This window comes from Micromonospora sp. NPDC049102 (assembly GCF_043197485.1).
GTDB lineage: Bacteria > Actinomycetota > Actinomycetes > Mycobacteriales > Micromonosporaceae > Micromonospora.
In genome coordinates, this window is the sequence record NZ_JBICTE010000013.1 from 61,379 (window position 1) to 83,274 (window position 21,896).

Here is a 21,896-nt window from a genome sequence, read left to right on the forward strand (position 1 = left end):
ACCGCCGACGGCCTCCCAGCGCCACCGGGCCCCCAGTGAGGTGTTGTCATGACGTTCACCACCCGACCGACCCTGCAGGGAACCTTCGGCATGGTGTCGTCGACGCACTGGCTCGCCAGTCAGTCCGCGATGGGGGTCCTCGAACGCGGCGGCAACGCGTTCGACGCCGCGGTCACCGCCGGATTCGTGCTGCACGTCGTCGAACCCCACCTCAACGGCCCGGGGGGCGAGGTGCCGGCCATCGTGGCGACCGCCCGGAACCCGCGCCCGAAGGTGCTGTGCGGGCAGGGCCCCGCCCCGGCAGCCGCGACGATCGGCCACTTCCGGTCCCTCGGCATGGACCTCGTCCCGGGGGCCGGTCCGCTCGCGGCGGCCGTGCCGGGCGCGGTGGACGCGTGGCTCCTGCTGCTGCGCGAGCACGGCACCCTCTCCCTCGCGGACGTGCTGGAGCCGGCGATCGGCTACGCCGCCGCCGGTCACCCCCTGGTGGGGGCGGTCGGCGCGACGGTGGCGGCCGTGCGGTCGCTGTTCGAGGAGCACTGGCCGACGTCCGCCCAGCTCTGGCTGCGCGACGGCCGGCCACCGGCGGCGGGGGAGCGGTTCGCCAACCCGGCGTACGCCCGCACCCTGCGCCGACTCGTCGAGGCGGGGCAGGCGGCCGGCGGTGACCGGGAGGCGCAGATCGAGGCGGCGCGCCGCGCCTGGGGTACGGGTTTCGTGGCCGAGGCGATCGACGCGTTCAGCCGACGACCGTTCCGCGACTCCAGCGGGGGCGTGCACGGCGGGCTGGTCACCGGCGACGACCTGGCCGCGTACTCGGCGACCTGGGAAGCGCCGACCACCCTCGACTGGCAGGGCTACACGGTGGCCAAGACCGGGTTCTGGGGTCAGGGTCCGGTGCTGCTCCAGACGCTGGCCGTCCTGGACGCGCTCGACGACGACGGCGCGTACGACACGGCGAGCGCCGCCGGCATCCACGCCCAGTCCGAGGCGCTGACGCTCGCGTTCGCCGACCGCGAGGCGTGGTACGGCGACAGCGCCGACGTGCCTGCCGCGGCGCTGCTGGACCCGGTGTACGCGCGGGAGCGGGCGGCCCTGATCGGTGACCGCGCGTCGGGCACGCTGCGACCCGGGAGCCCCGGGGGTGCGCAGCCGCACCTGCCGATGCACCTCCGGTCGGGCGTCACCCACCGGGCCGACGGGCCGGACCCCACCACCGGCGAGCCGACCGTACGGTCCGACGGGGTGACCCGGGGCGACACCTGCCACGTGGACGTCGTCGACAGGTGGGGCAACATGATCTCCGCGACGCCGAGCGGCGGCTGGTTGCAGAGTTCGCCGACGATCCCGGAGTTGGGCTTTCCGCTCGGGAGCCGGTTGCAGATGTGCTGGTTGGAGGAGGGGTTACCCGCGTCGCTCGTCCCGGGCCGCCGACCACGCACCACGCTGAGTCCGACGATGGTGCTCCGCGACGGGGAACCCGTCCTGGCCTGCGGCACCCCCGGCGGCGACCAGCAGGACCAGTGGCAGGTGCCCTTCCTGCTGCGTCACCTCGTCGGCGGCCAGCACCTCCAGCAGGCCATCGACGCGCCCGCCTGGCACAGCCTCAGCCCGCCGTCGTCGTTCTATCCCCGCGAGTTCGAGCCGGGCGTGCTGCTGGTGGAGGACCGGCTCTACGCCGCAGTGGTGACGGCCCTGCGAGGGTACGGGCACGAGGTGCGGCTCGCCGACGCGTGGAGCCTCGGCCGGCTCTGCGCCGTGACCCGGGATCCGGCCACCGGGGTGCTGGCCGCCGGGGCGAACCCGAGGGGCATGCAGGGCTACGCCTGCGGCCGGTAGGAGCCCTCGGACTCAGGCGCCGCGCGCGAACAGCGCGAGGCGTACCCGGTTGGGGCTCTCGGTCTTGGTCATGAGGCTCGTGATGTGGGTCTTGACGGTGGTGACGCCGATGTGGAGCCGCTCGGCGATCTCGGTGTTGGACAGGCCCTCGGCGACCAGGTCGAGCACGTCCCGCTCGCGGGCGGTCAGCCCCGGCACCCGCCGGGGCGGCTCGACGCGGGCATGCACCGCGCGCTGGACGAGACGGTGCAGCACCTCCGGGCTGAACGGGCTGTCGCCCGCGGCGGCCCGCCGGATGCCGTCCAACAGTTCGGTCGGTGGCGCGTCCTTGAGCAGGAAACCGCACGCGCCCGCGCTCAGCGCCGGGTAGAGGTGGTCGTCGTCGCCGAACGTGGTCAGTACCAGCACCCGGGTGGCGGGACGTTCGGCGAGGATCCGACCTGTCGCGGTGATCCCGTCGACGCCGGGCATGCGCAGGTCCATGACGACGACGTCGGGGACCAGCCGCGCCGCGAGGGTGACCGCCTCCCGGCCGTTGTCGGCCTCGCCGACCACCTCGAGGTCGGGCTGCGCGTCGCAGAGCATGCGCAGGCCCGCGCGGATCAGGTGCTGGTCGTCGACCAGCAGGACGCGGATCACGCCGGCCTCCGGGTGGGTGTTCCGGCCGGTGCCGCGCGGGCGCGGGGCGCCGACTCGGCGGGCAGGGTGTTCGGCAGGACGGTACGCACGCGCCACCCCGTGCCGGCCGGACCCGCCTCCAACCGGCCGCCGAGGACCTCGACGCGTTCGGTCATCCCGGTGACGCCGTGACCACCGCCGGCCGGCACCGCCGTCGACGTGTGGTCACCATCCGGGCCACCCCCGTCGTCGGTCACCTCCCAGTGCACGGCCCCGTCGCGCACGGCCACCACCAGGTGCGCCCGCGCGGACGACCCGGCGTGGCGCGCCACGTTGGTCAGCGCCTCCTGGGTCAGCCGCAGCACCGCCAGCCCCCGTACCGCGTCGATCCGCCCGATCGCCGCGTCGATGTCGGCCTCGACGGTGATGCCGCCCTGGCGGGCCCGGTCGACGGCGGCGCCGAGCGCCGAGGGGAGCGCCGAGGGCTCGATCGCGGTCAGCGCGGCGTCACCGCGTACCCCGTCGGGTCGACGCAGCACCGCGACCAGCCGGCGCAGCTCCGACAGGGCCGCGGTGCCGGTGCCGTGCACGTCGTCGAACACCTCGCCCACCCGGGGGTCCAGGTCGGTCAGGACGTGCCGGGCCACACCGACCCGCAGCACCATCGACGCCACGTGGTGGGCGACGACGTCGTGCAGCTCGCGGGCGATGGCGGCGCGCTCGTCGGAGCGCGCCGCCCGGCTCTCCGACTCGCGGCGTCGCGTCTCGGCCAGCGCCCGTTCGACGGCCTGCCGGCCCAGCTCCCGGTTGGCCCGGATGACCAGGCCGAGCAGCACCGGGACGCCGACCTCCAGGCCCAGCCCGACGACGCCGGAGGCGACCTCGCGCAGCGGGTCGCCGATGCTGGCGGTCAGGTCGACCACGATCAGCAGCCCGGCCGCCAGCCAGATCGTGCGGGCGCGTGCCGCGAGCATGGTGACCTCGAGCAGAGCCCAGCTCGCCCCCACCTGGTTGATGGTCACGTCGTCGAGGAGGCAGATCGCGACCGCCAGCAACGCCGTCTGCGCCACCAGGTTGACCACCGGACGGCGGTACGCCAGGAGCGCGACCGCGAACGCGGCCACCGCGAGAGTCCACTGTGTCGACGTCGGCGCGGGGCCCGAGTGGGGCACGAACAGCAGGTAGCCCAGCCCGCTGAGGTCGAGCAGCACCATCCGCACGCGCGCGTCCCGCGCGTCGAACAGTCGTCCCCACCACGCCACGGCCGTCAGCCTAGGCGCCCGGTGTCGACGGCGGCGACCGCCGGACGAGGCCACCGTCCCCGTACGCCCAGGTAGGCGGCCAGGCCGAGCGGTCCGAGCAGGATCGTCAGCAGCAGCACCGGCGCCATGACCAGCGCCGGCACCCTCCGCTCCCGGCTGTCCAGCCACGCCCACCGCCCGACGAACAGGTCGAACGCGATCATGTGCGCCCAGCCCGCCGCCGCGCCGTCGGCGGTGCCGAGCAGCTCGCGTACCCCGTCGAAGGTCGGCGACGCGACGGCGGGCAGCACCGCGCCGAACGCCGGGATCACCAGCAGCGCGTAGATCACGACGACCGGCAGCACGACCAGCGGCGAGCCGACGATCCGGGCCGTCCAGGACCAGCGCGGCAGCAGGATCATCAGCGCCCAGAACGGCGCGGCCACCGCAAACGTCAGCGAGAACAGCGCCGCGGTCATGCCGCGAGCGCCAGGTCCGGGCGACGACGTGCCAGCACCAGGCCGACGGCGGTCGCGGTCGCCACCGCCAGGGCCGCGACGACGGCCAGGGTGAGGGCGTCCGGGCGCAGCAGCGGCTGTCCGCGCAGGGCCTGCCAGGTCAACACCAGTGTGAGTACGCCGTACGCGGTGCCCGCGACGACCAGCAACCGGACGCGGGTACGCGCGTCGAGCCGGGTCGCGAACCGGGTCAGCAGGATCGCCAGGATCGGCAGGGCCTGGAGGGCGTGCAGCCCCACGAAGTGCCCGACCCGCAGGTCACCGCCGGTGCTGCTCCAACCCACCACAGGCAGCCCCGGCCCACCGTCGGCCACGCCCACACTGTGCGCCCCGGAGACGCCCTCGACGCCCGAGTCCTGCGTCGGAAGCACCATCGGCACGGCCGCGAGCATACCGAGCAGGGACAGGCCCAGTCCCCACCCGACGGCGGTCGCGGCGACCCGGTCGGGAATCCGCCGGATCAGCAGGACGACCCCGAGGACGAGGTGCGCGACGAACAGCACCATGATCGCGGCGCCCATCACCGCGAAGAGGACCGCGTTCAACGGGGTGGTGTCGTTGAAGTGGCTCGTCGTACCCCGGATCACCTGAGCGACGATCACCACCATCTCCACAAGCGCCAGCGCGACGATGCTCGCCGCCGCCCACTCGGCGATCCGGCTGCGACGCGGCAGCAGCGACAGCATCCACGCGAGCGTCGCGCCGTACACGACGAAGGACACCGCGAACTTGAACGGCTTGAGCCAGATCGGCGCCCCGGTGAGGACGCGGGGGTCGACGAGGATGCCGACGGCGGCGATGACGGCGAGCACTGCCGACGCGGCCACGAAGAGGGTCAGCGGGCGGTTCCAGCGCGCCGCCCGACGCAGAACGGTAGTCATGTCTGTAGATGTTCGTGGCCACCCCTCCCGTACGCGTCCGACCGCAGGCCCCGGTTGCGGCCCCTGGTCCGAGCGCGCCTCCTCCCTGGGTAGGAGGTGATGTCGGGCGCGATCCGCCGCCCGTGCTGGCACAATGGCCGGCCTGCCGACCGGACCGGGAGTGACCATGACGACCAGCGAGGACCGTGTCCAGCCCAACGAGACCACCGTGCCGCTGCTGCCCTGCCCGGCACCGGAGGAGACCCTGGCGTTCTGGCGTGCCCTCGGCTTCGAGGTGACCTACGAGCAGTTGCGGCCGTACGTGTATCTGGTCGTCCAGTGGAGCGGCTTCGCCCTGCACTACGGGCCCGCGTCGAAGGACCTCGACCCCGCGCGGGAACAGACCGGCGGCGCCCTGGTGATGGTCGACGCGGTCGCGCCGTACCACGCGGCCTTCGCCGACGCGATGCGCAGCGCGTACGGCAAGGTGCTCGTCAAGGGTCTGCCCCGGATCACGCGGTTCCGGGCGGGCGCGTCGCGGTTCAGCGTCGTCGACCCGTCGGGCAACACCATCGTCTTCATCCGCCGCGACGAGCCGAAAGACCTCGACTACGGCGGGTCGAAGGAGCTTGAGGGCCTGGCCCGGGTGCTCGACAACGCGCGGATCCTGCGCGAGTTCAAGACCGACGACCGGGCCGCCTACCGGGCGCTCGACTCGGGGATGCGCCGCCGTGCCGACGACGCCCCGGCTGTCGAGCAGGCGATGGCGCTCGCTGCCCTCGTCGAGTTGTCGGTGGCGCTCGGCAAGACCGACCGGGTGCCCGAGTGGGGCGCCCGGCTGCGCGCACTGACGCTGACGGAGTCGGAGCGTACCCAGGTGGCGGCCTTTGTCGCGGACCCGGCCCTGCTGGAACCCTTCTGGCCCGATCCACGGTGACCTGGTGGCCGGGGGCGGGCCCGGCCCCCGGCCCGGTCAGCGGTTGGCGGAGCTGCGGCGGAACAGCGCTGTCACGCCGGCGAGGAGCGCGAGCAGCAGGCCGGTGAACCAGTTCATGGCCGTGATCGTGCTGACCGCGCGCGTGGCGACGCCGATGCCGACGGCCGGCAGGCTCATCCCGAGGTAGGCGATGAGGAACAGCCCGGCCAGTGCCTCGCCGCGCCGGGCGGGCACGGCCATCGCCGCGACCGTGCCGACGGCGGCCTTGAACAGCACGCCGGCACCCACACCGGCGACCACACCGCCGAGCAGGAACGCGGTCAGGCTGGCGGTGTGCATCCCCACCAGCACGACGGGCACGCCGACGGCCTGCGCCGACAACCCGAGCCGTACCTTCGCCGGGGCGGGCAGTCGGGTGGTGAGGCTCTGCGCCACGGCGGCGCCGCCGAACACGGCGAACACGACCGCGCCGGCCAGCGCCCGCGACGGCAGGTGCAGCGTGCCGGCGACGAAGCCCGGCGCCACGGAGGTGAACAGGCCGAACACGGCGAACGACGCGAACCCGGCGGCGGTCGCCGCCACGTAGCCGGCGGGGTCGCCATGGTCGGTGCTGATCCGCTGTGGTCGGTAGGCCGGCTTCACCAGCCGCTCCCGCACGGTCTCCGGAGTCACCGCGACCGCCACGAGGCTGACCGCCAGCAGCACGGCGAACACCAGGTACGGGGTGCGCAGCGGCGCGTGGACGTACTGGGCGAGGACGCCCGCGACCAGCGCGCCCACGCCGAGACCGCCGATGTTCGCGGCCGTGGAGACCACCTCGAAACGCTGCCGGGACGCGTCCGGGCGGTGTGCCGCGTGCAACTCCTGGAGGTACGCGGTGGCGGTCGCGGTGATCATGCCGATGCCCAGCCCGCTCACCAGGCGGGCGACCAGCAGCACCGGCAGGGACGCGTCTCCGAGGAACAGCGCGGCGGCGACCAGCTCCAGCGCCAACGCCGGGATGAGGATCTTCTTACGGCCGACCCAGTCCGACACGTGCCCGGCGAGCAGGAGGCTGATCACCACGCCGACCGCGTACGCCGCGAACACGATCGTGACCATGAACGTCGAGAAGCCGTCCCGGGCCATGTAGAGCGGGTAGAGCGGGGACGGCACCGTGCAGAACGCCATCGCGGTGAGGAACGCCAGGGCGATCACCCAGAAGCCACGGCCGTGGCGGGACGATCCTCCGACAGGGCCAGCCGTGGCGGCGGGCTGGCGGGAGGGCAGAGTCGTTGACGACATGACCCCACTGTCACCCCACTCGATCATCACGTCCAACGAAAGTTGACGCTGGTTGCCATCGCGACAGGTGATACTTGGTGGCGTGGAACTGCGCCAACTCGAATACTTCGTCGCGGTGGCCGAGGAGCAGAACTTCACCCGCGCCGCCGCCCGCCTGCACGTCGTCCAGTCCGCCGTCTCCGCGGCGGTCAAGACCCTGGAACGCGAGCTGGGCGCGGCGCTGCTGGACCGCAACTCCAAACGCGTACTCCTCACCGACGCCGGCCTCGCGCTGCTACCCCGCGCGCGGATCGCCCTGGACGCGGCCCGCGACGCCCGCGACGCCGTCGCCGAGGTGCACGGCGGCCTCCGTGGCACCCTGCGGATCGGCACGATGACGTCGACCAGGCTCCTGCACCTGCCGGCCCTGCTCGGCGAGTTCCACCGCCGACACCCCGGGGTGCTGCTGCACACCAGCGTCGCGCCGTCCGGCTCGCAGGGGCTCATCGACGCGCTCACCGAGCGCCGGCTCGACCTCGCGTTCGTCTCACTGCCCGGCGCGCCGCCGACGCAGATCCACCTCACGGAGCTGGCCCGCTCGGTCATCGACCTCGTCGTGCCGGACGATCATCCGCTCGCCGCCCGCGAGGCGGTGCCGCTGCGGGACCTCGCCGGCCTCGACTTCATCGACTCCCCGATCGGGTACGGCAACCGCACCGTGACCGACCGGGCGTTCGCCACCGCCGGCCTGTCCCGGCGCGTCACCATCGAGATCCCCGACATCGCCACCGGCCCCGACCACGTCCGGCACGGGCTCGGCATCGCGCTGCTGCCCCGCTTCGTCGTCGCCGACGCCGAGGGCGTCCGCACGCTGACCGTCACCGACGCCGACCTGGACTGGACGGCATCGCTGGCGACCCCGGTGGACCGTCCGCTCGGCGCCGCCGCCCGCGCCCTCATCGACCTGACCGGCCAGTTCCTGCCCTGATCCGCCCGATTTCGCAGCCGCCGCCGAGGGGGACAGGTGGCTACAGCATCACCAGCGGGACGAGTCGTACGGCGTCGACCCCGTCGAGTTTCCTCAGCTCGGACACGCCCGGGCCCCTCTTGTCCAGGGGCATCTCGAACCGCCAGGACTCGCTGCCCATCTGCGGTTGGAGCTTCGTGGTCAGGTCGCCCTTGCCCTGGCAGCGCGTGCGCAGGCGCTGGTACGCGGCGGTCCGGTCCTCGAACTCGACCGCCTCGGCGATATCGTAATGATCATCTGCCTGCGCCGCTGTCCGAGGTCGACCTGATCACCTCACGCACCGTCGGTGGCCGCCCGGAAGGCGCCACCATTCCACCTTGCCCGGCTCCTGTCACACTGGCGATCTGCTGTGGCTGCCCGCCGGGTCGATGTGCTGGTGAGCGGTATACCTCAGAGTCATAAGTATGACTCTGAGGTATACCGCTTACGACCGCGTCCGCCTCCACAGAGGTGACCGAGCGTCACCGCCGGCCGCCGACTGCGCCCACCGCCCCGAAGGTTAGGCCCGTAGCCCGCGAGGAAGTCGCCGGACATCACCGGTGAGCCGGTGCGGCGGTGCGGCGGTGCGTGGCGAGTCACCGCACTCATCTCAGCACCGGGGCTGCCTTCGTAAACTCGATCCGCGAGACTCCCCGGTATGCGTGATCGTTCTCGCCGGTGGGCATGGGTCGGGGTGCTCGTCATCGGGCTGATCCTCTATGTGGTGGTGCTGCGGACCCTCGTCAGCACGCAGAATCCGAACTTCGTGCCGGCGCTGATCCTGCTCGGCGCGACCCTGGCGCCCCTGACGTTCCTGACCTTCGCCCAGGCCCGCACCGGGCGGTGGCAGGTGCCGGCGTCGGTGCTGGTGACGTCGGCGTTCTTCGGCGGAGTGATCGGCACGGTCGTCGCCGGCACCCTGGAGTACGACACCCTGCGAGGCCTCGGCACCCTGCCGATGCTGTTCGTGGCACTGATCGAGGAGTCGGCGAAGCTGATCGTCCCGGTGGTGCTGCTGTTCACGGCCCTGGCGCAGCACCGCCGCCGGGTGCCGTCCGACGGTCTGGTCATCGGCGTGGCCGCCGGCATGGGCTTCGCCGCCCTCGAGACGATGGGGTACGCCTTCACCGCCCTGCTCAGCTCGAAGGGCAACATCGGCGCGGTGGAGCAGACCCTGTTCATCCGGGGGCTGACCGCGCCGGCCGGGCACACCGCGTGGACCGGCCTCACCGCCGGGGCGCTGTGGGCGCTGCTGGCCACTCCGAGCGTTCGGCGACTTCTCGGGTGCCTCGGCACCTTCGGAGGCGTCGTCGTCCTGCACACACTCTGGGACACGTTCACCGGTTCGTTCGTCTTCGTCGCCGTGGCGCTCGTCAGCATCGGCTGGCTGCTCTGGGAGCTACGCCGCTACCGCACCTTCGGCGACCACCTGGCCGTGGAGCATTCGACTAGGTGATCACCACGACGCCTTCCCGCTGATCTCGCTGCGCCCGAGCCGACCCCTCAACTAGTGTCGGACTGTTCACGTTCAGTGACTCCTCTCGGGAAGGTGCAGCGATGGGGGTGCGCCGCTGGGTCGAGAGCTGGCCGCTCTATCGCCAGCTCACCGGCACCGACCCGTTGGGGCGGGGCGCCGCCGCCAAGTCGGCCGGGTCGGCGGATCTGACGGCCCGTACCGAGACCGCTGACTCTGTGGCGCGGTCGGTGTGTCCGTACTGTGCGGTGGGTTGTGGTCAGCGGGTGTTCGTCGCGGACGGGCGGGTCACGCAGATCGAGGGTGATCCGGACTCGCCGATTTCGCGGGGTCGGTTGTGTCCGAAGGGTGCGGCGAGTAAGAGCCTGGTGACGAGTCCGTTGCGGCAGACCACCGTCCGCTACCGCCGGCCGTACGGGACCGACTGGGAGGACCTCGACCTCGACACGGCGATGAACATGATCGCCGACCGGATCCTGGCCGCCCGGGACGAGACCTGGGAGGAGCGCGACGACGAGGGTCGGCCGCTCAACCGGACGTTGGGGATCGCCAGTCTTGGTGGGGCGACGCTGGACAACGAGGAGAACTACCTCATCAAGAAGTTGTTCACCGCGATGGGGGCGTTGCAGATCGAGAACCAGGCGCGTATTTGACACTCCGCCACCGTCCCCGGTCTGGGGACCAGCTTTGGTCGCGGCGGTGCCACCCAGTTCCAGCAGGACCTGTCGAACTCCGACGTCATCGTGATCCAGGGTTCGAACATGGCCGAGGCGCATCCGGTGGGATTCCAGTGGGTGATGGAGGCCAAGCGCCGTGGGGCGAAGGTGTTCCATGTGGACCCGCGGTTCACGCGGACCAGTGCGGTGGCCGACGTGTACCTGCCGATCCGGGCGGGGACGGACATCGCGCTGCTGGGTGGGGTGATCCGGTACATCCTCGACAACGAGTTGGACTTCCGGGAGTACGTCCTCGCGTACACCAACGCCGCCACCATCGTCAGCGAGGACTTCCGGGACACCGAGGATCTGCACGGCCTCTTCTCCGGGTTCGTGGAGGAGAACGCCAGCTACGACCAGAGCAGTTGGCAGTACGAGGGCGCCCCGGAGAACATCTCCATCCGCGACACCGAGACACAGCGGGAGACGGCGGCCGGGCTGGAGCACGAGTCGCACGGCGCGCCGGTGGGTGGGCAGACGCAGCGGGACGAGACGTTGCGGCATCCGCGCTGCGTCTACCAGATCCTCAAGCGGCACTACGCCCGCTACACCCCCGAGATGGTCGAGCGGGTCTGCGGCATCCCGCAGGACAAGTTCCTGGAGTTGGCCCGGGCGTGGACGGAGAACTCCGGCCGCGAGCGGACCGGCATGCTGGTCTACTCGGTGGGCTGGACACAGCACAGCGTCGGCGTGCAGTACATCCGCGCCGGGGCCATCATCCAGCTCCTGCTGGGCAATGTCGGCCGCCCGGGCGGCGGCGTGATGGCGCTGCGCGGACACGCCAGCATCCAAGGATCTACGGACATCCCGACCCTGTTCAACCTGCTACCGGGCTACCTGCCCATGCCCCATCACGCCGACCATCCCACCCTCGACGAGTGGATCGGCAGCATCGCGCATCCCGACCAGAAGGGCTTCTGGGGCAACGCGCGCGCCTACGGGGTGAACCTGCTCAAGGCGTACTGGGGTGACGCGGCCACCGCCGACAACGACTTCGGCTATGGCTACCTGCCCCGGATGACCGGCGATCACGGCACGTACCAGCAGGTCCTCAACATGATCGACGGGAAGATCAAGGGGTACTTCCTGCTCGGTCAGAACCCTGCGGTGGGTTCGGCGCACGGCCGCGCGCAGCGGCTCGGCATGGCGAACCTCGACTGGCTGGTCGTGCGAGACCTGTTCCTGGTCGAGAGTGCGACGTTCTGGAAGAACGGTCCGGAGATCGAGACGGGCGAGATTCTGCCGCAGGAGTGCCGGACCGAGGTGTTCTTCCTGCCGGCGGCGTCGCATGTGGAGAAGGAGGGCACGTTCACGCAGACGCAGCGGTTGTTGCAGTGGCGGGAGAAGGCCGTCGAGCCGCCGGGCGACGCCCGCTCCGAGCTGTGGTTCTTCTACCACCTCGGCCGCATCGTCCGGGAACGCCTCGCGCGCTCGACCCGACCCCGCGACCGGGCGCTGCTCGACCTCACCTGGGACTACCCCACCCACGGTCCGAACGCGGAGCCGAGCGCCGAGTCGGTGCTGCGTGAGATCAACGGGTACGACGTGACGACCGGCCGGCCGCTGGCGAGCTACACGGAGATGAAGGACGACGGCTCCACGGCGGGTGGCTGCTGGATCTACACGGGCGTGTACGCCGACGGCGTCAACCAGGCCGCCCGCCGCAAGCCCGGCGCGGAACAGTCCCTGGTGGCGCCCGAATGGGGTTGGGCCTGGCCGTCCAACCGGCGCATCCTCTACAACCGTGCCTCGGCCGACCCGGACGGCAACCCGTGGAGCGAACGCAAGAAGTACGTCTGGTGGAACCCGGAGAAGTCCCAGTGGACCGGCTACGACGTGCCGGACTTCGAGAAGACCAAACCGCCCTCGTACCGCCCCCCGCCGAACACCTCGGGCGTCGCGGGCATCGCGGGCGACGATCCGTTCATCCTCCAGGGCGACGGCAAGGGCTGGCTGTACGCGCCCAGCGGCGTCCTGGACGGGCCGCTGCCCACCCACTACGAGCCGGTCGAGTCGCCGGTGCGTAACCCGCTCTACCGCCAGCAGGCCAACCCGGCCCGCAAGGTCTACACCGATCCGATCAACTACCTGAACCCGAGTCCGCCGGAGCCGCACAGCGACGTCTTCCCGTACGTGTTCACGGTCAGCCGGCTCACCGAGCACCACACCGCCGGCGGCATGAGCCGGACGGTCCGCACGCTGGCCGAGTTGCAGCCGGAGATGTTCGTCGAGGTGTCACCCGAGTTGGCGGCCCACCGGGGCCTGAGTCACCTGGACTGGGCGCACCTGGTCACCACCCGCGCGGCCATCGAGGCGCGGGTGCTGGTGACCGACCGAGTGACGCCACTGCGGGTGGACGGGCGAATCTTGCACCAGGTGTGGCTGCCGTACCACTTCGGTTTCGAGGGTCTGGTCACCGGCGACTCGGCCAACGACCTGTTCGGCATCACCCTGGACCCCAACGTCCTGATCCAGGAGAGCAAGGTCGGCACCTGCGACGTGCGGCCCGGTCGGCGTCCGAGAGGCCAGGACCTGCTGGACCTCGTCGTCGACTACCGGCGACGGTCGGGAGACCTGAACCACCGCTACCCACCGCTGGTCACGACGGACGTCGCCGACAGCAGCAGTGACCGGGAGGACTGAGTGATGCCCCACGCCAACGCCCTGTACGGGCCGCTCGATCCGGCGCCGGACGCCGGTTACGTCGAGGCTCCGCAGCGGATGGGGTTCTTCACCGACACGAGTGTGTGTATCGGGTGCAAGGCGTGTGAGGTGGCGTGCAAGGAGTGGAACGACGTTCCGGAGAGCGGGCTGGACCTGCTGGGCATGTCGTACGACAACACGGGCGCGTTGACCGCGAACTCGTGGCGGCACGTGGCGTTCGTCGAGCAGCCCCGCTTGGTCGGCTGGGCGACACCGGCGTTCGACGGTTACCCGGACGGGCCGGCGGTCAGCCCGGCGACGGCGGCCGTGGGGGCGCGGACCGCCACCGACACGGGCACGGACCCGGGGCTGCCACCCGGCTCGCCGAGCGCGGCGGCCCGCATGTCGGGCGGCCCCGAGTTCCTGGGGATGCCGGGGGCGCAGCCGCCGGGGCGGGGCACGGGTGTCGGGGAGCGTACGGATTTTCGGTGGTTGATGATGTCGGATGTGTGTAAGCACTGCACGCATGCGGCTTGTTTGGATGTGTGTCCGACGGGTTCGTTGTTCCGGACGGAGTTCGGGACGGTGGTGGTGCAGGAGGACATCTGTAACGGGTGTGGGTACTGCATTTCGGCGTGTCCGTACGGGGTAATCGATCAGCGTAAAGGTGATGGTCGGGCGTGGAAGTGCACGCTCTGTTATGACCGGTTGGGTGCGGGGATGACGCCGGCGTGTGCGCAGGCGTGTCCGACGGAGTCGATCCAGTACGGGCCTGTGGAGGAGCTGCGGGAGCGGGCCGCCGAACGGGTGGCGACGTTGCACGAGCGGGGGGTCCCCGAGGCGCGGTTGTACGGCCACGACCCGAACGACGGCGTGGGCGGTGACGGGGCGTTCTTCCTGCTGCTGGACGAACCCGAGGTGTACGGGCTGCCACCGGACCCGGTCGTGACCACCCGCGACCTGCCGAAGATGTGGAAACGCGCCGGCATCGCCGCGCTGACGATGGTCGCCGTCTCGGCGGTCGCCTTCCTCGGCAGGCGGCCATGACCCGCGAGCAGCTCACCGTGCCGCCAGCCGACTTCAGCTCCTACTACGGCAGGCCGATCCTCAAGGCGCCGGTGTGGAAGCGTGAGATCGGCGGATACCTGTTCACCGGTGGCCTCGCGGCCGGAGGCGCCCTGATCGGCGCGGGAGCGCAGCTGACCGGACGTCCCGCCCTGCGCCGCGTGGGCCGCTGGACGGCTCTCGGCGGCACCCTCGCCAGCGCGTACCTGCTGGTGCACGACCTTGGCCGGCCGGACCGGTTTTACCACATGCTCCGGGTAGCCAAGCTGACCTCGCCCATGTCGATCGGCACCTGGATCCTCACCGCGTTCGGGCCGGCCGCCGGTGTGGCCGCGGTCGCCGAACTCGCGCCACGGCTACCGCAGCACGGTGTGCTGGGCCTCGCCCGTCGGCTGGCGCTCCCCGTCGGTGACGTCGCCGGTCTCGCCGCGGCGGCCACGGCTCCGGCGCTGGCCACGTACACCGGGGTCCTGCTCGCCGACACCGCCGTACCGGCCTGGCACGACGCGTACCCCTTCATGCCGTTCGTCTTCGGCGGCAGCGCGCTCGCCGCGGCGGCCGGGGTGGGTCTCATCGCGGCGCCGGCCACCGAGACCGCCCCGCTGCGGCGGCTCGCCGTCGCCGGCGCGGCCGTCAAGCTCATCGGCAGTCACCGGATGGAGCGGCTGCCGGTCACCGGCGAGCCCTACCGGAGCGGCCACAGCGGAGGCCTGGTCCGGGCGGGCAACGTGCTGATCAGCGTCGGCGCGGTCGCCGCGCTGCTCTCTCGACGCAGCCGGGTCCTGTCGGTGCTCTCCGGCGCGGCCCTGGTGGCCTCGTCGGTGGCCACCCGGTTCGGGATCTTCGAGGCGGGCTCGGTGTCGGCGCGCGATCCGAGGTACACGGTCGTGCCCCAGCGCGAACGCCTTGCCGGCAACGGCCCGAGGGCCACCGGCTCGCTGACGAAAACGCGCTGGTCCGGGCGGCGGCGCTCGCCGGCACGTGGCCCGTGCTGACGAACTGCCCATGTCAGGCAGCAGTCAGGCGCGCCCGATCCGTGGGTCCTGCCGGTCGGTGAGTCGCAGCCCGACACCACGGACCACCTCGATCGCGGCGCCGGTGCCGAGGTCCCGTAGCTTGCGCCGCAGACGCTTCACCAGGGACTGCACGTCCGCCCTGCGCCCGCGTCCCTCGTCGTGCCAGACCGAACGGTGCAGCTCGGCGTAGCTCCACACCCGCAGCGGCTCGGTGGTCAGGCAGATCAGCAGGTCGTGCTCCAGCCGGGTCAGGGTGACCTCGCGTGTCCCGTACCGGGCGGTGCAGCGGGCCGAGTCGACGATCAGGACGGGATCGGGGCCGGCAATGGGTCTCGGGCCCGGCGTCCGCCCGCCCGGCGACCCGGGCCGCTGCGCGGGCACCCCGATCAGCCGGCGCAGCTCGTCGAGGTCGGCCACCAGCAACAAGGGCGCGATCCCGTCGAGCCGTTCGGCGAGCCGGATGCGCTCACTGGGCGACGGCGTCACCGCGATGAGCAGCGGGAACTCCTCGTCGGCCGGGTCGACCCCGTCCCACGCCGCGTCGTCGGTCTCGGTCACCGCACCGCCTGCGAATCGAGGGGCTTCCCTGCCCAGTCATCGTCACGGTCCTGACAATGTTTGGCAAGCGCGCCACCGGCAGGGCAACCGGTAGCGACAAGTTGCTCACAGCAAGTTCTTGATCGTCCTTTCCTCTCGATCATAGTGTCCATTCGGGCAACCGGCGTGACCCGCGCGGTGCATGGGGGAGGCATGAGGGGTCCGTTCGCTCGGTTCCGTCGAGCTGGATCTCGCGTACTTCTCACCATGGCCCACGTACACCCCTGGGTCGTTCTGAGGAAGGCGGCACCGATGTCCAGAAGTCCACAATGGAGACGAACGGCCAGATCCCTGGTGAGTGCCAGCGCCGCGCTGGTCCTCGCCGCCACATGCCTGGCCAGCCTCGGCTCCGGGGCGCAGGCCGCGCCCGGCTCGACGAGCACCGCCACCGGCGACAAGATCCGACCGGAGCTCGCCAAGCAGTTCCAGGCCAAGAGCGCAGGGGACTTCTGGATTCGGTTCAAGGACCGGGCGGACCTGAGCAAGGCCAGCGCCACCAAGGACTGGACGAAGCGCGGCGCGGCCGTGGCCCAGGCATTGCGGGACAGCGCCGCCGGGAGCCAGGGCAAGATCCGTGCCGAGCTCGACAAGTCGGGTACGAAGTACCAGAGCTTCTGGGCCACCAACGCCATCAAGGTGAACAGCGGGTCGCTCGAGATGGCCCAGCAGTTCGCCGCCCACAGCGAGGTCGAGGGCCTCTACGCCCCGGTCGCCTACGAGCTGCCGAAGCTGACCAAGGGCACCGACGAGAAGACCGTCAACGCCGTCGAGTGGGGTGTTGCCAACATCAACGCCGACGACGTCTGGTCCCAGTACGGCATCACCGGCGAGGGCGTCACCATCGCGAGCATCGACAGTGGCGTCCAGTACGACCACCCCGCACTGGTGAACTCCTACCGCGGCAACAACGGCGACGGGACGTTCGACCACGACTACAACTGGTTCGACGCCGCCGGCACGTGCGACGGCGCGCCCTGTGACGACGACGGCCACGGTACGCACACCATGGGCACCATGGCCGGCTCCGCCGGCGCGAACCAGATCGGTGTCGCGCCCGGGGTCAAGTGGATCGCGGCGAACGGCTGCTGCCCCACCGACGAGGCGCTTATCGAGTCCGGCCAGTGGATGCTCGAACCGACCGACTCGAACGGTCAGAACCCGGACGCCAGCAAGCGGCCGAACATCATCAACAACTCCTGGGGCACCCGGCTGCCGTCCAACGAGCCCTTCATGGAGGACGTCACGCTGGCCTGGGCCGCCTCGGGCATCTTCGGCGTGTTCTCCAACGGCAACAGCGGGCCGGCGTGCCAGACCAGCGGCTCCCCGGGAAGCCTGGCCAGCAACTACTCGGCGGGCGCGTACGACGTCAACAACACCATCGCCAGCTTCTCGGCGCGCGGCGTCGGGCAGAACGGCGAGATCAAGCCCAACATCTCCGCGCCCGGCGTGAACGTCCGGTCGAGCGTCCCCGGCAACGGGTACGGCACCGCAAGCGGCACGTCGATGGCCGCCCCGCACCTCGTGGGCGCGATCGCCCTGCTCTACTCGGCGGCACCGTCGCTGGTGGGTGACGTCCCCGCGACCCGTGCGCTGCTCAACGGCACCGCGATCGACAAGGCCGACGACCAGTGCGGCGGCACGGCCGCGGACAACAACGTCTGGGGTGAGGGCCGGCTGGACGCCCTCGCGCTGCTCAACGCCGCCCCGACCGGCGACGTCGGCACCCTGGCCGGCACGGTCACCGACGCGGCCACCGGCACCCCGATCGCCGGCGCGACCCTGACGCTCACCGGCCCGACCTCGCGCGAGATCACCACCGGCGCCGACGGCACCTACTCGACCCTGGTGCCGACCGGCGACTACCAGGTCGTCGTGTCCGCGTTCGGGTACGGCAGCACCACGAAGACGGCGACGGTCACCAACCGCGCGACCACCACCCTCGACGTCGCACTGACGGCGGTGCCGCGCGTCAACGTCACCGGCTCGGTCACCGACGGCTCGGGCCACGGCTGGCCGCTGTACGCCAAGGTGATCGTGAGCGGCGCGGCGGGCGTGTACGACTACACGACGCCGTCGAACGGCCGCTACAGCATCACGTTGCCGGCGGGGCAGACGCACACCCTGACGTACGAGGTGCAGTACCCGGGCTACCAGAAGGTCACCAAGCAGGTCGTGGTCGGCACCCGCAACGTGACCGCGAACGTCGCGGTGCCGGTGGACACCACCAGGTGCACGACGGCCCCCGGCTACACGTTCGGCTCCGACGGCGAGTACGAGACCTTCGACGCGACGACCACTCCGGCCGGCTGGTCGGTGGTGGACAACGTGGGCAGCGGCCAGGTCTGGAAGTTCACCGACGACGGTGAACGGGGCAACCTGACCGGTGGCACCGGCACCTTCGCGATGATCGACAGTGACGCGTACGGCGCGGGCCGGAGCCAGGACACCTCCCTGGTCAGCCCGGTGGTCGACCTGACCGCCGTCAGCGCCCCGGTCATCCGGTTCAACCAGGACTTCAACCAGCTCCACGACGACACCGCCGATGTCGACCTGAGCATCGACGGGGGCGCGACCTGGACGAACGTGCTCCGGCAGGAGACCGACGTCCGGGGTCCGAAGCTCACCGAGATCCCAATCCCGCAGGCGGCCGGCAAGTCGCAGGTCCAGGTGCGGTTCCACTACTACGACGCGACCTTCGAGTGGTGGTGGGAGGTCGACAACGTCCTCATCGGCAGCCAGGTCGCCTGCGTGCCGCTCGACGGCGGCCTGGTCGTGGGCAACGTCCGCGACAAGAACGACAACAGCTACCTCAACGGCGCCACCGTCACCAGCAACGACCGGCCTGCCGAGAAGGCGGTCACCGTGGCGACGCCGGACGACCCGGGGCTGCCCGACGGCTTCTACTGGATCTACTCGACGCTGACCGGTACCCACAAGTTCACCGCGACGGCCGGCAAGTACGTCAGCCAGAGCAAGCAGGTCGACGTCGAGCCGGACTGGACGACGACCGCGAACTTCGTCCTCGCGGCCGGTCGTCTGTCGGTGACGCCCGCCGGGCTGAGCGCCACGCTCCAGATGCCCAGCGGCAAGGCCACCAGGACGTTCACCGTGACCAACACCGGCGGCGCGCCGGTCGAGGTCGGCTTCGGTGAGCGTGACGACGGCTTCGAGCTGCTGCGGGCCGACGGCTCGCGGGTGACCCGGCAGCAGGTGCTCGGGGCGACCGGAGCGCCGGAGCAGCGGGTGACCGCGCCGACGTCGGTCGCGGCCAGGGCATCCGGCAAGGCGGCGACGGCGACCCCCGCCGCGGCCGGACCGCAGGCTGCGCCCTGGACGGACATCACCGACTACCGGGGCAACATCATGGACAACCGGGTGGTCACTCTGGACGGCAAGGTGTACTCGATCGGTGGTGTCGACGGAACCGCCTCCACCGCGAAGAGCTACGCGTACGACCCGGTCGCGCAGACCTGGACGGCCGCCGCCGACCTGCCCGGCTCCCGCAGCGCGCTGACCGTCGGCGTGGTCGGCGGGAAGATCATCGCAACGGGCGGCTGGGGCGCCGAGGGCACGGACGCCGCCACCTGGTCGTACGACCCGGGGGCCAACGCCTGGACGGAACTGGCCGACAACCCCGCCCCGCGAGCCGCCGCCGGGCAGGCGGTCGTCGACGGCAAGCTCTACGCCGTGGGCGGCTGCACGACCTCGGCGTGCCTGCCGATGTCGAACACCGTGGTTCGGTACGACCCGGAGGCCGACACCTGGGAGACGCTCGCCAACTACCCGAAGTCGGTGGCCTTCGCCTCCTGCGGCGGGATCGACGGCGTCCTCTACTGCACCGGTGGGAACGACGGCACCACGGGGCAGAAGGCCAGCTACGCCTACGACCCGGGCGCTAACACCTGGACCGCGATCGCGGACGCGCCGACCGACAACTGGGCCAGCTCGTACGCGGTGGCCAGCGGCAAGCTCCTGGTCGTGGGCGGGTCGCAGGGCGGCACCATCACCAACGTCGGCTTCGCCTTCGACCCGGCCACCAGCTCGTGGTCGAACCTGCCGAACGCCAACACCGCCCGCTACCGGGGCGGCGCGGCGTGCGGCTTCTACAAGATCGGCGGCTCGTCGGGCGGCTTCAACGCGGCGCCGGACAGCGAGGCGCTGCCGGGCTTCGAGGGATGCACCGAGGCGGCGGCCGACGTCAGTTGGATGACGATCGACAAGACGACGGCCACCCTGGCGCCGGGTGAGAAGGTCACGGTCACCGTCGGGTTGACGGCGAACGTGGACCAGCCGGGCACCTACTCGGCCGCGGTCACGATCAGGCAGAACACGCCCTACTCGGTGCCGCCGGTGCCGGTGACCATGACCGTGACGCCCCCGAAGACCTGGGGCAAGTTGATGGGTACGGTCATCGGGACCAGTTGTGCGGGTGCCACCGCGCCGATCGCCGGCGCGGTGGTCCAGGTCGACTCGTGGGCGATGTCGTGGACGTTCACGACCGACGCCGCCGGCGTGTACGCCTACTGGGTGGACCGCCGCAACAACCCGCTCACGATCATCGTCGCCAAGGACGGCTGGAAGCCCCAGACCCGGTCGACGAAGATCGACACCACCACCCCCGCGGTGGAGAACTTCACGCTGAAGCCCATCCGGTGCTGACGCCTGAGCGGTAGCGCACCACACCGGCCCGCCTGGTCCTCGACCGGGCGGGCCGGCCCGTTCGTGACGTGGGTGCGCTCAGATCGGGGTGAGTCGGAAGCCGACGCCACGGACCGCGTGGATCGTGGCCGTGGCGTCGAGTCGGGCGAGCTTGCGGCGTACCCGGCGGACGACCGAGTGGATGTCGGACCCGCGGCCGAGGTGCCGGTTGCCCCAGACCTCGAGGTGCAGCCGCTCGTACGTCCAGACCTGCCCGGGAGCGTCGACGAGGCAGAGCAGCACGTCGTGTTCCAGCCGGGTCAGGTCGATCTCCTGGTCACGCCAGCGCAGCACGCGCCGGTCGGAGTCGACGCTCAGGTCGGGCGGCGGCTGCGAGAGTGGCGGCACCTCCGTGTGCACGGCCGGAACGGGCGGGGGCGCGACCGGGGGCAGCTCGCCCACTCCGAGGAACTCCCGTGCCTGCTCGACGTTCGAGACGATCAGGAAGGCGTCGCTCCCGCCGAGCAGCCGCGCCAACTGCCGGCGCTCGGCCGGCGAGGACGCGATGCCGATGACCAGCGAAGCGGCCGAAACCCCGTGCATTGCCCAACCCCTTCCGGTTCCCCACGAACACTCCGGATGGTTTTCGCACTGCCGAGACGAAGATCGATCGGCGTCCTGACCCTAGTGGCGGCTCGTCTCGGCCGGGTTAAACGTAGTTGCATGTAAGCATGTGAATTAAAGTTCACGTCCGGACAGCTTGGCGACACGACCTGTGGGCGGGCGTTCGCGGGGGAGGATCGCCCCGTTTTTCCGGTACGCGCGGCGGTTGTGACAGAACCAAGACAATCCACGGACAGCGTCCGGATCTGGCGGGCCGAGCATGGTCGCCATGTCCCACGGATCGTCGTACCCCGTCGGTCGCTCGTCCTCCCCGACGCGAGCGTTGTCGCCCGTTCCCGCGTCGACGCTGGCCCACGACCGGCCCGCCGTGCCGCCGGCTGTCCGACTGCTCGCGGCGGCCGTCTGTTGTCTCCTCGCGTTGGGTCTGGTCGGCGTGGTGGTTCGGGTGCTGGTGCCGGGTCTGGCAACCGCGCTGCGGTGGGGGCCGTTCGTGGTCATCCTCGCGGTGGCCGGGCTGACGATGCTGGCGGTGGGTGCGGCGGCGTTCCTGATCCGGTCGGTGGAGTTCGGCGGGCCGGCGCAGTCGTCAGATGACCGGACATCCGGGCGCCGACCGGTCGCGACTACGACAGCATCACCAAGACCGTGTTGGCCTCCAAGCCGCCGCTGGAGGATCTCGACGCGTTCCTCGCCGAGGTGTCCGACTATGCCGCGCTCGGCGTCAGCGAGGTGCAGGTCACGCCCGACCGGCACCCCGTGGAGTTCGCCCGGCGGCTCGGCGACGAGGTGCTGCCGCGGCTGGCCGACATCGGCTGACGTGGGCGCGGCCGACCACGCTGAA

16 protein-coding genes are annotated in these 21,896 nt (G+C 71.4%); 9 read left to right on the forward strand and 7 right to left on the reverse strand.

Annotation, left to right across the window (positions count from 1 at the left end):
- The first annotated feature begins 48 nt into the window (after positions 1–48).
- Positions 49–1,839: a gamma-glutamyltransferase family protein gene (locus ACGFH9_RS15505; protein ID WP_393219216.1), complete on the forward strand. Its 1,791-nt coding sequence runs from the start codon at positions 49–51 to the stop codon at positions 1,837–1,839.
- A gap of 12 nt (positions 1,840–1,851) precedes the next feature.
- On the opposite strand, the gene ACGFH9_RS15510 is transcribed toward ACGFH9_RS15505, so the two are convergent.
- The 4 genes from ACGFH9_RS15510 to ACGFH9_RS15525 are packed head-to-tail and all read right to left on the reverse strand — an operon-like array spanning position 1,852 to position 5,097.
- Positions 1,852–2,478 carry a response regulator transcription factor gene (locus ACGFH9_RS15510; protein ID WP_355239886.1) on the reverse strand — a complete coding sequence of 209 codons (627 nt, stop codon included), beginning with the start codon at positions 2,476–2,478 and terminating at the stop codon, positions 1,852–1,854.
- Positions 2,475–3,719 (reverse strand): sensor histidine kinase, encoded by a 1,245-nt coding sequence (locus ACGFH9_RS15515; RefSeq protein WP_393219219.1) that lies wholly within the window; start codon positions 3,717–3,719, stop codon positions 2,475–2,477. Before ACGFH9_RS15515 ends, ACGFH9_RS15510 begins: the two co-directional genes overlap by 4 nt.
- A gap of 5 nt (positions 3,720–3,724) precedes the next feature.
- Positions 3,725–4,177 carry an ABA4-like family protein gene (locus ACGFH9_RS15520; RefSeq protein WP_393219222.1) on the reverse strand — a complete coding sequence of 151 codons (453 nt, stop codon included), beginning with the start codon at positions 4,175–4,177 and terminating at the stop codon, positions 3,725–3,727.
- Complete coding sequence (locus tag ACGFH9_RS15525) at positions 4,174–5,097, reverse strand: hypothetical protein (RefSeq protein WP_393219225.1); 924 nt, start codon at positions 5,095–5,097, stop codon at positions 4,174–4,176. The genes ACGFH9_RS15520 and ACGFH9_RS15525 overlap by 4 nt, the downstream gene beginning before the upstream one ends.
- Positions 5,098–5,263: 166 nt before the next feature.
- Between ACGFH9_RS15525 and ACGFH9_RS15530 the strand changes: the two genes are divergently transcribed.
- Positions 5,264–6,013, forward strand: coding sequence for a glyoxalase (locus ACGFH9_RS15530; protein WP_393219228.1), 750 nt, complete (start codon positions 5,264–5,266; stop codon positions 6,011–6,013).
- A 36-nt stretch (positions 6,014–6,049) separates the two neighbouring features.
- Here ACGFH9_RS15530 and ACGFH9_RS15535 read toward each other — a convergent pair whose 3' ends face one another.
- Entirely contained in the window at positions 6,050–7,297 is a 1,248-nt protein-coding gene (locus tag ACGFH9_RS15535) for an MFS transporter (protein ID WP_393219231.1), read from the reverse strand.
- Between the two features lie 82 nt (positions 7,298–7,379).
- On the opposite strand from ACGFH9_RS15535, the gene ACGFH9_RS15540 reads away from it, so the two are divergent.
- From ACGFH9_RS15540 to nrfD, 5 genes are all read left to right on the forward strand, one after another.
- Complete coding sequence (locus tag ACGFH9_RS15540) at positions 7,380–8,264, forward strand: LysR family transcriptional regulator (RefSeq protein WP_393219233.1); 885 nt, start codon at positions 7,380–7,382, stop codon at positions 8,262–8,264.
- Between the two features lie 676 nt (positions 8,265–8,940).
- Positions 8,941–9,738, forward strand: coding sequence for a PrsW family intramembrane metalloprotease (locus ACGFH9_RS15545; protein ID WP_393219236.1), 798 nt, complete (start codon positions 8,941–8,943; stop codon positions 9,736–9,738).
- Between the two features lie 101 nt (positions 9,739–9,839).
- Positions 9,840–13,115: a formate dehydrogenase gene (gene fdh, locus ACGFH9_RS15550; protein WP_393219238.1), complete on the forward strand. Its 3,276-nt coding sequence runs from the start codon at positions 9,840–9,842 to the stop codon at positions 13,113–13,115.
- Between the two features lie 3 nt (positions 13,116–13,118).
- Positions 13,119–14,162, forward strand: coding sequence for a 4Fe-4S dicluster domain-containing protein (locus ACGFH9_RS15555; protein ID WP_393219241.1), 1,044 nt, complete (start codon positions 13,119–13,121; stop codon positions 14,160–14,162).
- Positions 14,159–15,175, forward strand: a complete 1,017-nt coding sequence (gene nrfD, locus ACGFH9_RS15560; RefSeq protein ID WP_393219243.1) for an NrfD/PsrC family molybdoenzyme membrane anchor subunit — start codon at positions 14,159–14,161, stop codon at positions 15,173–15,175. Before ACGFH9_RS15555 ends, nrfD begins: the two co-directional genes overlap by 4 nt.
- A gap of 24 nt (positions 15,176–15,199) precedes the next feature.
- Here the strand turns inward: nrfD and ACGFH9_RS15565 are convergent, their stop codons facing one another.
- Positions 15,200–15,754, reverse strand: coding sequence for a winged helix-turn-helix domain-containing protein (locus ACGFH9_RS15565; RefSeq protein ID WP_393219245.1), 555 nt, complete (start codon positions 15,752–15,754; stop codon positions 15,200–15,202).
- A 333-nt stretch (positions 15,755–16,087) separates the two neighbouring features.
- On the opposite strand from ACGFH9_RS15565, the gene ACGFH9_RS15570 reads away from it, so the two are divergent.
- Complete coding sequence (locus tag ACGFH9_RS15570; protein WP_393219248.1) at positions 16,088–20,452, forward strand: S8 family serine peptidase; 4,365 nt, start codon at positions 16,088–16,090, stop codon at positions 20,450–20,452.
- Between the two features lie 78 nt (positions 20,453–20,530).
- On the opposite strand, the gene ACGFH9_RS15575 is transcribed toward ACGFH9_RS15570, so the two are convergent.
- On the reverse strand, positions 20,531–21,034 hold the full coding sequence (locus ACGFH9_RS15575) for a winged helix-turn-helix domain-containing protein (protein WP_393219251.1): 504 nt from the start codon (positions 21,032–21,034) through the stop codon (positions 20,531–20,533).
- A 666-nt stretch (positions 21,035–21,700) separates the two neighbouring features.
- Here ACGFH9_RS15575 and ACGFH9_RS15580 point away from each other — a divergent pair.
- Positions 21,701–21,871, forward strand: a complete 171-nt coding sequence (locus ACGFH9_RS15580) for a hypothetical protein (RefSeq protein ID WP_393219254.1) — start codon at positions 21,701–21,703, stop codon at positions 21,869–21,871.
- The last annotated feature ends 25 nt before the right edge of the window (positions 21,872–21,896 follow it).